Raw genomic sequence first — 14,327 nt, 5'->3', positions numbered from 1 at the left:
ATGGTGAAAGTATTACTCATAGGAGGAGGAGCAAGAGAGAGTGCTATAGCCCATGCTCTAAAAAAGAGTGATATCAAGCTATATACATTAATGAAAAATAAGAATCCTGGGATAGCAAGGTTATCAGAGGAGATAAGGTTAGCTAAGGAAACAGAGCTTAATGAAATAGAAGACTTTGCTAAAAAAATAAATCCTGACTTAGCCATTATTGGCCCAGAGGCTCCATTAGAAAAAGGGGCTGTTGATCTCTTAGAATCTTTAGGAGTTCCAACAGTTGGGCCAAGTAAAGAGGCTGCTAAGATAGAAACAAGTAAAGAATTTATGAGAAATCTGTTTAAAAAGTATAATATTAAGGGCTCTCTTCTATGGAAAAGTTTTGATGAGTATGGAGAGGAGTTAGAGAGCTTTATAGATGAGCTTACAGAGAAAGGAATTAAAGCTGTTGTTAAGCCAGTTGGACTAACTGGAGGGAAAGGGGTTAAGGTTGTTGGGGAACAATTAAAAGACAATGAAGAGGCTAAAAAGTATGCTAAGGAAATCTTTGAAAGTGGCTTAGGAGGAGGAAAGGTTTTAATAGAGGAGAAGTTGGAAGGGGTTGAATTTACATTACATGGCTTTGTTGATAAAGACAATATTAAGTTTACTCCATTTGTTCAAGATCACCCACATGCCTTAGAGGGAGATAAAGGAAGTATAACAGGAGGAATGGGCTCTTACTCATGCCCTAACCATAAGTTGCCTTTCTTAACTGAAGAGGATGCTAAAGAAGCTAAGGAAATTATGGAAGAGACAGTTAAAGCTTTAAAAAAAGAAGTTGATGGCTATAAAGGAATTTTGTATGGCCAATTTATGCTAACCAAGGATGGGCCTAAGATAATAGAGTATAATGCAAGATTTGGAGACCCTGAGGCTATGAACATCTTGGCCATCTTGAAGAGCAACTTCTTGGACATCTGTGAAGCTATTGTTAATAGAAGGTTAGATAAAGTTGATGTAGAGTTTGAGAACAAAGCTACTGTCTGTAAGTATGTTGTCCCTATGGGATATCCAGATAAGCCAGTAAGAGGAGAAGAGATCTATGTTGATGAGGAGAAGATAAAGAAAGTTGGAGCAATTCTTCACTATGCTTCAGTTGATGAGAGAGATGGAAAACTTTACATGACAGGCTCAAGAGCTGTAGCTGTTGTTGGGGTTTCTGATACTATAGAGGAAGCTGAAAGAATAGCTGAGGAAGCAACTAAATTTATAAATGGAAGAGTTTATCATAGAAGTGACATAGGAAAAAAAGAGCTTATAAGGAAGAGAATAGAGAAGATGAGAAAGTTAAGAGGTTTAGTCATTTAAAATCTTATTTAGCTCATCTTCCATAACATGCCCTTCTATTTTCACATCAACCTTTTTAACCCCCTCTAATTTCTTAACCTCTTCTTTTGCCTGTACAGCCATGTGTAAAGCACTCATACACATAGGATTTGTTGGGATTATTTTAAATTTAACATTTCCTTCTTCATCAACTTCTAAATCTTTAACTAATCCCATATCAACTATGTTAAGCCCCATGTGTGGATCAGAAACCTTTTTTAAAGCTTCTAAAACTTTCTCCTTATTAACCAAGAAATTCACCTCATACTTTTTAGCTTCATCAATATTAAGATGGTTTCACAGATCTCTCTTATGTTATGGACATCATCTTCATTCTTTAACTTGTTAAATAAATAGTTTATTTTACTGTCAATAATCTTTTTATATCCATTCTCAGGGACACTTGTAAATTTCTTCTCCTCTTTTTCTTTATTTTTACTGCAAATTGGGCAATATATCACACCATTCTTCTCAAATAATGGAAATCCACAATTTTTACAGTGTTTAGACAACATCTTAGCCCCTTTTAATAACTCAGCTGACACCACTTTAATATTTTTCTCCATTACTCTCCCCTCAGTGCCTTTATTGGATCTAAGTTAGCTGCCTTATAAGCAGGATATAAGGCAGAGATTAAAGCAGTGCCTACTCCAAACAAAACTCCTAATATTATGTAAAGTATTGAACTTGCTGGAAGTGAAGTATGTAGTAAATTAACTATTATATAACTTATCCCTAAACCTATAGCTGAGCCAATGGCTGAACCAATAATTCCTAAGATTAAGGCTTCATATAAAAATAGAAGCATGATATCTTTCTTTGAAGCCCCTACACTTCTCATAATTCCAATTTCTTTAGTCCTCTCTATAACATTCATGAGCATAACATTCCCTATTCCAAGCCCAGCAACCAATAGAGAGATTCCTCCAATAGCCATTAAGATGTAGGTTATAGTGTTTATGGCATTAGATATCTTATTCAATATTGAACCTAATGAGATAACTATAGCCCTCTTTTTCTTTTTATTTAATCTTTTATCTATCTCATTTTGAACCTCCTTAATTTTATTCATGTTAGGAACATAAATAGCAATTCTTGTGTAATTAAGCTTATAAAATCTGTTGAAAGATCTTTCAGTCAAAATTATAGAGTTCCTTGGAATTATAAAGGTTGAATTGTATAGAGAAGAGATCCTAAAAGAGATATTTTTTATCTTTATAGTGTCCCCTTTTTTAACCTCATGTAGCTCTGAAAAGAAGGAGTCTACAGCTGTTTGAGTGTTAGATAATTTTATATCCAAATTTAAGTATTTGATTTCATCTTTTTTAATTCCAAAAATTCTTACTTCTACATGTTTATTTTTTCCAACAATATAGATAGAGTCATAAGTTTCCTTTATTGGGATTACTTTCCCACCAATTCCTCTAAGTTTCAGTAAGTCTTTATCTGTAAAATACTTAACTCCAGCCATCCAGTTGGGAAAGATTAAGATATAGTTTGCCACATCTCCAAAATTTTTCTCTATCCCTACTTTAGCACTCTCCCCTAAGATTCCTAAGGTTGTTATAGTGGCTACACCTACTATAATTCCCAATAAAGCTAAGATGGTTCTTAGCTTATGCCTCATTAAGTTTCTCTTTGCCATTTCAAGATACATTCTCTTCCCTTTCAATTGAGCCATCCTTTATATAAATTATTCTATCTCCATATTTAGATACATTTATATCATGAGTAACAACCACAATAGTTTTTCCATAGCCATTTAATTTCTTTAATAATTCCATAATTTTCCTTCCTGTTTTACTATCTAAGGCTCCAGTTGGTTCATCAGCTAAAATAATTTTTGGATCATTTACTATAGCCCTTGCTATAGCCACTCTCTGCTGTTGTCCTCCACTCAACTGATTTGGCTTGTGGTTAGCAAATTTCTCATCCAACTCAGCCATCTTTAAGCATTCTAAAGCTCTTCTTTTCCTCTCAGCTTCACTCATAGAATTCTTATATTTAAAAATTAGTGGAAGCTCAACATTCTCTAAAGCTGTTAGTAGAGGGATTAAATTAAATTGTTGGAAGACAAAGCCAATCTTATCCCTTCTAATTTTTGTTAATTCATCATCATCTAAATCATTTGTTTTTATTTTGTCAATGTAAACCTCTCCCTCTGTTGGCCTGTCTAAACAACCAATAATATTTAATAGAGTAGACTTACCACTTCCTGAGGGTCCCATAATTGAAACAAATTCACCCTCTTTTATTTTTAAATTTATGTTTTTTAAAGCATAGATTAGCTCATTACCCATCTTATAAACTTTGGTTACATTTTTTAGTTCAATCATAAGTTAAACCTCAAAATTTCTTTATAATCCCTTTATAAATTAAGTAGATTACTCCTATAAAGAAGAGAATGCCAACCCCAATGACTAAATAATTATCTTTACTCTCACTTTTTGGAGAAATGGTTTTATTAATTTTTATTGACTTATATATAGTTATTAAGTTATTATTCTCATCCCTATACATTATTTTAATTGGTATCTCATTTACAGTTCCATTAATTTGACAGTGTAATTCAAAACTTCCATAATCATCTGGATTTAAAGTTCCTACAAAATAGTTTTCATAAGGCTTCTCTGGCTCTATATTTTCTGTTTTTACTAAGCTTATTAAAACACTTTTAGCTATTCCAGTTCCTATGTTACATAAATCTCCAGTAATGACCAAATGTTTAAAGCCTTCAACATTAACACCTGATAAAACTAAGTCAGGCTTTCCAACTATGTTTATAGTTAAATTCTTATTGATCTCATTTTTATCAAAATAAATTTTTATTGGGATATTTACTAAGCCTGTCTTATCCACTTTTATCTTAAAAGGAACTTCTTTAACTTCTCCTCTCTTTATAAACAACTCTTTCTTATTATCTCCTACATAATATTTGTCAATAATAACAGTGAAATACGAATCTTTATAGTTATTTTTTAAAATTAGTGTTAAGTTACATATTTCTCCTACAGGATACGTTAGATTTTTCAATGAGATAAAAATTAAGTCACTTGGGATTATCTTAAAAGTTAAAGTTCCACTTTCACTAAATATTTTTTCATTGTCATAATTTAGTGTCTCAGAATCTATAGATTCTGTCTTACTCTTTAAAATTAATAGGTTGTAAGGACTTTCATACAAGACTTTATAATTTATAGTTCCAAGGTCTCCATTGGCATATAACTTTAATTTTATTAACTTAGTTATACCAGCATTTAAGTTCTCTATTATGTAAGTATTATCTCCCAAAATTTGAATATTCTTTTCTCCATTAAATACTATTTTTATATTCTGAGCAGATCCTGTTCCTTTGTTAGTAACTTCTAAAAAAATCTCATTGTAACCTTCCTTTAATGTTGTAGGACTATCAATAGAAATTAAGGGTTTTCCCCTAACTGGAATCTCAAAGACCTGATTTTCTGAATAGTATCTTTTATTAATGGTGTAGTTACAATAAACAATAAACTTATAGTTGTAAGGTGGAGCATCATCTTTAACTTTAATAATAAAATGCCCTACTCCTTTCTCACCCTCTACAAGAGAGCCTTCATAATCCTCTCCCTTAATTATTTCTATATATTTTTTACTTAATCCATAAGGAGAGATACTAAAAATAGTATTATTAATATCTTTGTCAGGGATAACAACAACCCAAACATCATAAGTTTTTCCTGGCTCTAAGTACTCATTTTTATAGTCAAAATTTACAAAATTTATTGTTGCATAGACTAAGTTTAATAATATCAAAAGAATAAAATATGTAAATATTCTCTTCATTTTATCCCTTAAATAATAAGCTTAATTATTTTGTAGAGCTGATACAAGCCAAATAATAATGTTGGGATTAATGCCACTATAAAAGCTTTCCTTAACTCTAAGTTTCTTGCATACTTAATAGCATAGGTCCAAATATATAGATTCCATAAAGTAACAGCTAAGCCAATTAAAAGATTAGTATATAACATTGATTTTGGAAACATAGATTTTATTACCTGCTTTAAAACCTCTGGATTTTGTAGTTGTTCCATAGTTAAAGTTGGAATATGAGCATTTGAAAGAAAATAATATGTAATAGGAATGGATATCAATAGCCCTATAATATTTGGTAAAAATCCATAACCTACAAATGCTAAAGTTCTTTTAAAGGAACCTTCTCCTTTGAAAACCATTGAAATTATATGCATGATCCCAGCTATTATTATCCATGATACAAATCCACCTACTAAAGCAGATGTTGCGGAAATTATCATCATCATTGACATAATACCTTGCATATCAGATGGAAATATTTTAAACATTGTTGATGTTGTGTAATATGTATAAATAGACATAAACACCGAAAATGTAAGAACTATCAAGAACGGTGTTTTAAGAGATACCTCCCTATTTGCTAAATTTTTAAAGAAGTTGTTTGGATTTAGGATTAGTTCTTTTATGTTCATTTTCTCCCCTTTATTTTTTGATATTTAATTAGTATTTAGTATTATGTTTATTTAATTATATTTAAGTGTTATGTTAATAAATAATTCGCTATTTTTGGTGTGATATAAACCTCTACAAATGCTGCTATGATGATTAGAATTATTGGGAAGATTAGAATTGTTAATATTGATGGTAGTTTCATGGTTTCACTATATTATCTATTAAAATCTCCTTCTAAAAGATAAATAATCGTTATATCTAATAAAAAGTACAATCATACTAATGACAGGCAGGATAAAAATCCAAGTGCTAAAATCTGTATTAATGATTATCATGTAAAATAAAAGTGCTATAAATACTGAATTGTAAATAATTTTTGATTTTGATATTTGACATTTATTTTTTAATATTTTATATTGGAATATATACTCAAGAAATGTAGAAATAACCAATATTCCAAAAATTTGAAATATGGATCTTACTAAAATATCGTGTGCATAGAACATTAGATACTCAAATAATGTTGACAATGTCACTACCATAAATCCATTAAATAAAATCCACAACAAAATATTTCCCGAATAATTACTACTTTCATACATGAAACCACCCTTTAATTATAAAAAATAAAAAATAAAAATATCTAATGCAACTTATGCAACTCCAGCAGCAAATCCTAAAACAGCACCTGCTATAGCGCCTTCAGGACCCGCAGAGGCTCCAATTACTACTCCCCTTACTGCAAATCTAATCCCATTTTTAAATCCGTAAGCTGCTAATGCTCCAGTAGAAGTTACAATAGTATCATATTGTGCATCTCCACTTACAGAATTATGCATAATATTATTTACAACCCATGTTGCTGCCCATGAAATATCTCCCAAAGCCACTGGCTCAGCTACTAAAGCTCCTATCATGCAAAGCATAGCCACAGCAGCGAAACCTTTAAGTATGTTGCTTTTGAATATATTCATTTTGCCACCCTTACATAGTGGTTCTACTACTCTTATTGGCTCTGCCTCTATTACTGAGGCATCATCGCCAACTATTTTTTAATTTTTTAAAGTGTTTTATTTTAACACACTTTCTAATGTTCCTATTGTTTTCCACATTTTTCATAAACAAAATAAATGCAAAACCTATATATATATATATAACGATTTAAATCGAATAGTAAAGTATAAAAAAGGAAATGTATTGTTTATTAAGATTTTTAATAATTAATAAAATGGTAAAGCGATTTACATAAGTAACTTAGCTACCTCTGGTGTGATATAAACCTCTACGAAAGCTGCTATAATGATTAATATTATTGAAATTAAAGCTAATTTTAAGAATTCTTTTATATCTTCTTCCGTTATTGGTTTTTCTTTTCTATCTAAGAGATAGAGGGTTATTTCATAAGGGATTTTAAAGCCCGCTATTGCTGCTATTAACATAGCTGGGATTTCGAATATTCCGTGTGGAAGGATTAAGGCAGTTATTAATTTTAATGGTTCATTAGTTAGGAAAGTAGAGCCGATTAAAACGCCTACGTTAAATCCGTTGAATAGTAGATTTATAAAAGTGGATAAACCGAAGGTTATAGCTCCTGCTAACATTAGAAGAATAACTTTTAAGTTGTTTGTTAATATTGAAATAAAATTAAATTGTATTTTAGGTTTAAAGTTAGGTAAGCTATTATTGTTAATTTTTGATAAGTTATTTATCGATATCAATCCATAATATTATTATCCTTGATAAAGCCATGATGACCAATAATCCTATAATCCATGTTTTATACGGAGGTTCTAAATTAAACATTAATATAAGGAGGATTCCAAATAGTATATACCAAATATGCCAATATAATTTACGATATGTTTTTTTATTGTTGTTCATAGTTTCCCCCAATAAAGGAAAAATATATATTTAAAAAATTAAAATTTATATAAATTGTAAGATTAAGCCGCTACACCAATTCCAATAGCAATTAAAGCTACTCCACCAGTTGCTACACCTGCTGCCAATAAACCTGCTTCAGCACCAGTTTCGGAAACTAATGCTAAATAACCTACCCCTTTTGCTATTGTTTCACCAGCCCCATATAATACTACTGCATCCTGACCAGCATTATAGTAATCTCCATTTTTTGAGTGTTTATACAAATAGTAAGCTGATATATCTCCCAAAGCCACTGGCTCAGCTACTAAAGCTCCTATCATGCAAAGCATAGCCACAGCAGCGAAACCTTTAAGTATGTTGCTTTTGAATATATTCATTTTGCCACCCTTACATAGTGGTTCTACTACTCTTATTGGCTCTGCCTCTATTACTGAGGCATCATCGCCAACTATTTTTTAATTTTTTAAAGTGTTTTATTTTAACACACTTTCTAATGTTCCTATTGTTTTCCACATTTTTCATAAACAAAATAAATGCAAAACCTATATATATATATAACGATTTAAATCGAATAGTAAAGTATAAAAAAGGAAATGTATTGCCTATTAAGATTTTTAATAATTAATAAAATGGTAAAGCGATTTACATAAGTAACTTAGCTACCTCTGGTGTGATATAAACCTCTACGAAAGCTGCTATAATAATTAGAATTATTGAAATTAAAGCTAATTTTAAGAATTCTTTTATATCTTCCTCTGTTATTGGTTTTTCTTTTTTATCTAATAAATATAGGGTTATTTCATAAGGGATTTTAAAGCCCGCTATTGCTGCTATTAACATAGCTGGGATTTCAAATATTCCGTGTGGGAGGATTAAAGCTAAAATTAATTTTGTGGGCATTCCGCTGTTATAAGCATTAGAAACTAATAACCCAAGATTAAAACCATTGAATATTAAATTTATAAAAGTGGATAAACCGAAGGTTATAGAACCTGCCAGCATTAAAAAATCTGCTATTAAGTTGTTTAATAAAAGTTTTGGTAATGAAGAATTAAATCTTAACTTTGATTTATTATTATTTAGTGTCTTTATTTCATTATTGTTTGTGTAATACCCATTAATAAACCCAATAATATAGATTAAAATTACAGCTAAGATAATTAATATATTGTTTGTATACTTGAGCATAGTTTAACCCTAAATTTAAAAGTTACTTACTTGAACTTAATTTTGATTGTATAATTCTTGAGAGTATAGCTAAACTTACATGGTATATCATTAGTATTAATATAACTACTATCGTATCTAAAATAAACAAAGTAAACGATTTTGAGTTAATACCAGTACTTATAAATATACTATTGCTATATTCCACCCCTACAAGTGCAAAGATAATAGGAATTACAAATTTGTATATGACCTCAAAATTTTTTAATTTTATTTCCTCTTTTTTTAGACTTTTCATTAGGGAATAAAATAACTTAACACTTAATAATATTGAAAATGAAATTATAATTATTGTAATTATAATATTCATATTTTCACCATTCAATCTACATATATCATTATTTGTAAAAAATAATTTAAAAAGAAAAAGTTATTGTATTATGCATAAAGAATGGCTCCTGAACCACCAACTAATAAAACTGGAACTGCAGCTTCAGGGCATACTAAATAAAGTTCCCATGATGCTGCTGCAACTGTATATGCAGCGTTTAATGATGCAACACCAACACCTTGAGAAGCATAACCAAGTGCCTTGACCAAATCACTATCCGCATTTTCTGCCAAATATTTTCCACAATTCCCTAAAGCCACTGGCTCAGCTACTAAAGCTCCTATCATGCAAAGCATAGCCACAGCAGCGAAACCTTTAAGTATGTTGCTTTTGAATATATTCATTTTGCCACCCTTACATAGTGGTTCTACTACTCTTATTGGCTCTGCCTCTATTACTGAGGCATCATCGCCAACTATTTTTTAATTTTTTAAAGTGTTTTATTTTAACACACTTTCTAATGTTCCTATTGTTTTCCACATTTTTCATAAACAAAATAAATGCAAAACCTATATATATATAACGATTTAAATCGAATAGTAAAGTATAAAAAAGGAAATGTATTGTTTATTAAGATTTTTAATAATTAATAAAATGGTAAAGCGATTTACATAAGTAACTTAGCTACCTCTGGTGTGATATAAACCTCTACGAAAGCTGCTATAATAATTAGAATTATTGAAATTAAAGCTAATTTTAAGAATTCTTTTATATCTTCTTCCGTTATTGGTTTTTCTTTTCTATCTAAGAGATAGAGGGTTATTTCATAAGGGATTTTAAAGCCCGCTATTGCTGCTATTAACATAGCTGGGATTTCAAAAATGCAATGGGGTATGGTAGTAATTAAAACAAAATATACTCCGTAAGTAACAGTAAATATCTTGGCTTGAACACCCAATATATATCCATTATAGAGCATATTGACAAAAGTAGATAATCCAAATAGGACACTTCCAGATAAATTTGTTAATATAACTTTTAAGTTATTTGATAATATTCCTAAAAAAGTGTTCGGAAATATTGTGTTTATGTCAATGTTTGGAGTATTATCATATGTAGGGATTTTTGTAAAGTATCCAAAAACAAAAAATATCAAAAATAAAACTATGGGAAGGACTTCATACAATTTCATAATTTCCTCATTTGATTTTTTAATATATAAAGACAAAAACCAATAAAATAACTTGCAATAAAACAAATCCCTGAACAAATCATAACTATTAAAGATTTTTCATTTGATAATGAAATGTTAAAAATCAATTTTAAAAATTCAGTGGAACTTACTGCGAGAATTGGAAGCAAAAATAACATAGGTAAATACAAATACCCTAAAAATTCTCTTTCTTTTAGGTCCCATTTTAAAATATTTTTAACCACATAATAACCTAGTACAACCCCTAATAGAAATATAATGTTTAAAGTATTAACTGCAACTATAAAATTAAAAGAAATAGACAGAAGTACCAAACTAAAAATATAAATTAGGCTACAAAATAATATGGTAATTATTGATTGATCTTTCAAATTTTTAATATAATTTGTTGCTTCCATTGCATTCACCTAAAAAGTGAATAGTTTTATTAAGCTGCAGCGCCTATAGCTAATAGAGTTGCAGTAACTGGCAAACATGCTGTACCCACTACACAAAGTGCCAATCCCCAATAAAGACCAGTAACACCAATACCCTCTGCAGCTGTTAAGACGCCCATTGGAGATCCTTCAGCTAATTCCAAACCAGCTGCCGCTCCAGCTGCAAATGCTTTTAACACTGTAGATTCAGCAAACACAGCTCCTATCATGCAAAGCATAGCCACAGCAGCGAAACCTTTAAGTATGTTGCTTTTGAATATTTCATTCTGTCACTTCTTGTAGTGATTTGATTGAGATTAGATAGAAGGCTTAGAACTTATAAAAGTTCATCACAGTCAAAGGTTTGGCTCCGAATAGTTCCTACCTATTCATCATCGCCAGCTATTTTTTAATAATTTTTCTTTTTTTCATAATATAATAATGCAAAAAATAAATTTAATACCTAATAATGAAACCTATTGAAGAGATTAGGATTGTTAGTATTGATGGCAGTTTCATGGTTTCACTGTATTTTTAGTTTAACCTTGATAAATATTATGTTCATTTTTCCATGGTTTTTTGTAGATAACGTACTATAATTATTAAAAAAAGTGTAGTGAGTAAAAAGGCAGGTAGTTGCTTTATGCTAAAATTTCCACTATAGATTGAATACATCATTAGAGACACTAAAGCAATATATGATATAATTATAAAATATAAATAATGCTTTTTTGGAAATATAAACATGGTTCCCATTATATCCCTCAATAGAAGCTATAAATGATAATAGTGCAATAAAAATAAAATAAAAAATGTTAAAATATAATTACGCCATGGTAATCACTCCTGTGGCCCCAATAATTAATCCCACTTCTGCTCCAATTCCAGTACCTATTGCTAAACCTCCAGCAGTAGTTAATATTGTTCCAGCATTAAATAGTCTCTGACCATACTCTTTATCGATATTCCATGTCATATATACTTGACCAATATCTCCCAAAGCCACTGGCTCAGCTACTAAAGCTCCTATCATGCAAAGCATAGCCACAGCAGCGAAACCTTTAAGTATGTTGCTTTTGGATATATTCATTTTGCCACCCTTACATAGTGGTTCTACTACTCTTATTGGCTCTGCCTCTATACTGAGGCATCATCGCCAACTATTTTTTAATTTTTTAAAGTATTTTAACACACTTTCATAAACAAAATAAATGCAAAACCTATATATATATAACGATTTAAATCGAATAGTAAAGTATAAAAAAGGAAATGTATTGCCTATTAAGATTTTTAATAATTAATAAAATGGTAAAGCGATTTACATAAGTAACTTAGCTACCTCTGGTGTGATATAAACCTCTACGAAAGCTGCTATAATAATTAGAATTATTGAAATTAAAGCTAATTTTAAGAATTCTTTTATATCTTCCTCTGTTATTGGTTTTTCTTTTTTATCTAATAAATATAGGGTTATTTCATAAGGGATTTTAAAGCCCGCTATTGCTGCTATTAACATAGCTGGGATTTCGAATATTCCGTGTGGAAGGATTAAGGCAGTTATTAATTTTAATGGTTCATTAGTTAGGAAAGTAGAGCCGATTAAAACGCCTACGTTAAATCCGTTGAATAGTAGATTTATAAAAGTGGATAAACCGAAGGTTATAGCTCCTGCTAACATTAGAAGAATAACTTTTAAGTTGTTTGTTAATATTGAAATAAAATTAAATTGTATTTTAGGTTTAAAGTTAGGTAAGCTATTATTGTTAATTTTTGATAAGTTATTTATTGATATAACTCCTGAAATAAAACCAATTATGAAAATAGATATTGTTAATATTAGCGGTAGTTTTTTCATGGTTTCACAGAATTAATTTAATTAAAATCTTTATGAATAATTTCATTAAATCCATTATAGACAATAGTAATAACACAATTGCAGCGTATTTAGTAATTTTATTTAATTTTTCAGATTTAATGTATAATATTATTCCAATCCCAAAGAATATTGTTGAAATAAACACATTAGACAATATTTTTAGACCTACATTTCCAATAACATAATAAGCAAATATACTTAGCAATGCATATATTACACAAATAATAGATACAGTTACAGATTTTTTAAAGTTAATATTTATTTTAGGTTTTAATAGCATGGTAACTAAGAAACTAGCAATAAATATTACCCATAAATTTAATAATAAACGCCAATTATTAAAAAAATAAAAAATAAAAGATTTCATATTACCACTACCATTTACCACTACCATCACTCATTAAATATTCAGCAAACCAATGTAACACCTACAGCTACTAATCCTGCTCCAGTAAGGCCTGCTGCAGCCAATAATGCCGCTTCTGCTGTCCCTTCAACTTCAGCTACAGCTGAAAGAATTTTTATTCCATCCTTTTCTCCATCATTAATAATATCATTATATTTATGACTTTAATATAATTAAGTTAATATAATAAGCTGCTCCAATATCTCCCAAAGCAACTGGCTCAACCACTATAGGCAGTAGTTATAGACAGTAGTTTCATAATTTTATAAATTTTAGCTTTTTATTAGTTAATTTACAAATCCACATAATATCAATTATTATAGTAAAAACTAATATAAATATATTTAAGTATGTATTCTTAAAGTCAAATGACAAAAGAAGAGTTATGAGTATAACATTTATTGTTAAAAAAATGAAATTTTTTTTCATTATCTCACCAATAATAAAATTTCCATATCCCAAACTATAACTATTTTTGGAATATCAAATATTAAAACTTATTCTGTTAGTAACCTTTATATACAATTATTCCCATGTAATAAAATTATTCCACTGTTATAATGATGTCCATGTATAACAAGTTAGAAATTATAGAGAAGTGCATTCTCCTAAATCCAAGGTATATACAAACCTTTAGAGAAAAGCTAAAGATTACTCAGTCAAAGTTAGCTAAAGAGAGTGGAATTAGCCAGTCTCATCTAAGTATGTTAGAAAAAGGAAAGAGAGAGGCTACAGAGCTTATAGCCTGTGCCATAACCTATGGGTTACTTAAGTGCTACTCACAAAGGAATCCTGAGGATCCAATTTATGGGCTTTTGGATACTCTATCTCTTCTAAAATTTGAAGATGCTCTTATAGAGTTAATATATGACATCAAGAAAAATGAAGATCTCAGATATATAAGAAATATTAATGATAATAGTATCATCATCCTAAATAGGAATAGTATTCTAACTGAAATTAAGAAGAGGCTGAAGTTTGTTGATATTATTGATATTAACATAATGAGAGGTAGGTTAGAGATTTTTGGGAAATATTTAGAGGATAAAGATTTTTCAATAGTCTTAGATTGCTCAGATATAAGAAGGATAGAGAAGAAGTTTTATGAGAGAAATAGGTTAAGGGTTATAATCCAATCCTTCCCTAAGGGAGAGGTTCCTCCTATTTATGGGGTTAATGATAATTGCCTAATTATTCACTGCTGGTGA

20 protein-coding genes and 1 pseudogene are annotated in these 14,327 nt (G+C 29.7%); 2 read left to right on the top strand and 19 right to left on the bottom strand.

Annotation, left to right across the window (positions count from 1 at the left end; all coding sequences use genetic code 11):
• Positions 1 to 3 precede the first annotated feature (3 nt).
• Positions 4 to 1,344: a phosphoribosylamine--glycine ligase gene (gene purD, locus METIN_RS06695; protein WP_048203467.1), complete on the top strand. Its 1,341-nt coding sequence runs from the start codon at positions 4 to 6 to the stop codon at positions 1,342 to 1,344.
• On the opposite strand, the gene METIN_RS06690 is transcribed toward purD, so the two are convergent.
• The 19 genes and pseudogenes from METIN_RS06690 to METIN_RS06590 all read right to left on the bottom strand — a co-directional run bounded on the left by METIN_RS06690 (position 1,333) and on the right by METIN_RS06590 (position 13,080).
• Positions 1,333 to 1,614, bottom strand: a complete 282-nt coding sequence (locus tag METIN_RS06690) for a metal-sulfur cluster assembly factor (RefSeq protein ID WP_013100725.1) — start codon at positions 1,612 to 1,614, stop codon at positions 1,333 to 1,335. The two genes, purD and METIN_RS06690, sit on opposite strands and share 12 nt — an antisense overlap.
• A gap of 5 nt (positions 1,615 to 1,619) precedes the next feature.
• On the bottom strand, positions 1,620 to 1,928 hold the full coding sequence (locus METIN_RS06685; RefSeq protein ID WP_013100724.1) for an Sjogren's syndrome/scleroderma autoantigen 1 family protein: 309 nt from the start codon (positions 1,926 to 1,928) through the stop codon (positions 1,620 to 1,622).
• The gene (locus METIN_RS06680) at positions 1,928 to 3,019 is read right to left on the bottom strand and encodes an ABC transporter permease (RefSeq protein WP_013100723.1); all 1,092 of its coding nucleotides are present in this window, start codon (positions 3,017 to 3,019) and stop codon (positions 1,928 to 1,930) included. Before METIN_RS06680 ends, METIN_RS06685 begins: the two co-directional genes overlap by 1 nt.
• Positions 3,009 to 3,698 (bottom strand): ABC transporter ATP-binding protein, encoded by a 690-nt coding sequence (locus METIN_RS06675; RefSeq protein ID WP_013100722.1) that lies wholly within the window; start codon positions 3,696 to 3,698, stop codon positions 3,009 to 3,011. The genes METIN_RS06680 and METIN_RS06675 overlap by 11 nt, the downstream gene beginning before the upstream one ends.
• Before the next feature lie 10 nt (positions 3,699 to 3,708).
• On the bottom strand, positions 3,709 to 5,181 hold the full coding sequence (locus METIN_RS06670) for a COG1361 S-layer family protein (RefSeq protein WP_013100721.1): 1,473 nt from the start codon (positions 5,179 to 5,181) through the stop codon (positions 3,709 to 3,711).
• Positions 5,182 to 5,189: 8 nt separating this feature from the next.
• On the bottom strand, positions 5,190 to 5,846 hold the full coding sequence (locus METIN_RS06665) for a Yip1 family protein (RefSeq protein WP_013100720.1): 657 nt from the start codon (positions 5,844 to 5,846) through the stop codon (positions 5,190 to 5,192).
• Positions 5,847 to 5,914: 68 nt separating this feature from the next.
• Positions 5,915 to 5,992 (bottom strand): annotated as a pseudogene (locus METIN_RS07670) (stage II sporulation protein M); the annotation flags it as partial.
• A 487-nt stretch (positions 5,993 to 6,479) separates the two neighbouring features.
• Complete coding sequence (locus tag METIN_RS06655) at positions 6,480 to 6,752, bottom strand: hypothetical protein (protein WP_198002864.1); 273 nt, start codon at positions 6,750 to 6,752, stop codon at positions 6,480 to 6,482.
• Between the two features lie 315 nt (positions 6,753 to 7,067).
• Complete coding sequence (locus METIN_RS06650) at positions 7,068 to 7,544, bottom strand: stage II sporulation protein M (protein ID WP_013100717.1); 477 nt, start codon at positions 7,542 to 7,544, stop codon at positions 7,068 to 7,070.
• A gap of 225 nt (positions 7,545 to 7,769) precedes the next feature.
• Positions 7,770 to 8,039, bottom strand: coding sequence for a hypothetical protein (locus METIN_RS06640; protein WP_198002863.1), 270 nt, complete (start codon positions 8,037 to 8,039; stop codon positions 7,770 to 7,772).
• Positions 8,040 to 8,352: 313 nt separating this feature from the next.
• Positions 8,353 to 8,898, bottom strand: a complete 546-nt coding sequence (locus tag METIN_RS06635) for a stage II sporulation protein M (protein ID WP_013100714.1) — start codon at positions 8,896 to 8,898, stop codon at positions 8,353 to 8,355.
• Between the two features lie 22 nt (positions 8,899 to 8,920).
• Complete coding sequence (locus tag METIN_RS06630) at positions 8,921 to 9,247, bottom strand: hypothetical protein (RefSeq protein WP_013100713.1); 327 nt, start codon at positions 9,245 to 9,247, stop codon at positions 8,921 to 8,923.
• Positions 9,248 to 9,315: 68 nt separating this feature from the next.
• Positions 9,316 to 9,612: a hypothetical protein gene (locus METIN_RS07465; protein ID WP_013100712.1), complete on the bottom strand. Its 297-nt coding sequence runs from the start codon at positions 9,610 to 9,612 to the stop codon at positions 9,316 to 9,318.
• 263 nt (positions 9,613 to 9,875) lie between these two features.
• Positions 9,876 to 10,400 (bottom strand): stage II sporulation protein M, encoded by a 525-nt coding sequence (locus METIN_RS06620; RefSeq protein WP_013100711.1) that lies wholly within the window; start codon positions 10,398 to 10,400, stop codon positions 9,876 to 9,878.
• Positions 10,397 to 10,819 carry a hypothetical protein gene (locus METIN_RS06615; RefSeq protein WP_013100710.1) on the bottom strand — a complete coding sequence of 141 codons (423 nt, stop codon included), beginning with the start codon at positions 10,817 to 10,819 and terminating at the stop codon, positions 10,397 to 10,399. Before METIN_RS06615 ends, METIN_RS06620 begins: the two co-directional genes overlap by 4 nt.
• Before the next feature lie 29 nt (positions 10,820 to 10,848).
• Positions 10,849 to 11,076, bottom strand: coding sequence for a hypothetical protein (locus tag METIN_RS06610; protein ID WP_013100709.1), 228 nt, complete (start codon positions 11,074 to 11,076; stop codon positions 10,849 to 10,851).
• A 587-nt stretch (positions 11,077 to 11,663) separates the two neighbouring features.
• Positions 11,664 to 11,879 carry a hypothetical protein gene (locus METIN_RS06600; RefSeq protein ID WP_157198831.1) on the bottom strand — a complete coding sequence of 72 codons (216 nt, stop codon included), beginning with the start codon at positions 11,877 to 11,879 and terminating at the stop codon, positions 11,664 to 11,666.
• A 276-nt stretch (positions 11,880 to 12,155) separates the two neighbouring features.
• Positions 12,156 to 12,692 (bottom strand): stage II sporulation protein M, encoded by a 537-nt coding sequence (locus METIN_RS06595; protein WP_013100707.1) that lies wholly within the window; start codon positions 12,690 to 12,692, stop codon positions 12,156 to 12,158.
• A gap of 4 nt (positions 12,693 to 12,696) precedes the next feature.
• The gene (locus METIN_RS06590) at positions 12,697 to 13,080 is read right to left on the bottom strand and encodes a hypothetical protein (protein WP_232156304.1); all 384 of its coding nucleotides are present in this window, start codon (positions 13,078 to 13,080) and stop codon (positions 12,697 to 12,699) included.
• A 608-nt stretch (positions 13,081 to 13,688) separates the two neighbouring features.
• On the opposite strand from METIN_RS06590, the gene METIN_RS06585 reads away from it, so the two are divergent.
• Positions 13,689 to 14,327: a helix-turn-helix domain-containing protein gene (locus METIN_RS06585; protein ID WP_048203599.1), complete on the top strand. Its 639-nt coding sequence runs from the start codon at positions 13,689 to 13,691 to the stop codon at positions 14,325 to 14,327.

Source organism: Methanocaldococcus infernus ME, from assembly GCF_000092305.1.
GTDB classification, from domain to species: Archaea; AGJL01; Methanococci; order Methanococcales; family Methanocaldococcaceae; genus Methanocaldococcus; species Methanocaldococcus infernus.
The sequence above is the reverse complement of the archived record's forward strand: the minus strand, read 5'-3'. Positions and strand labels throughout refer to the sequence as shown.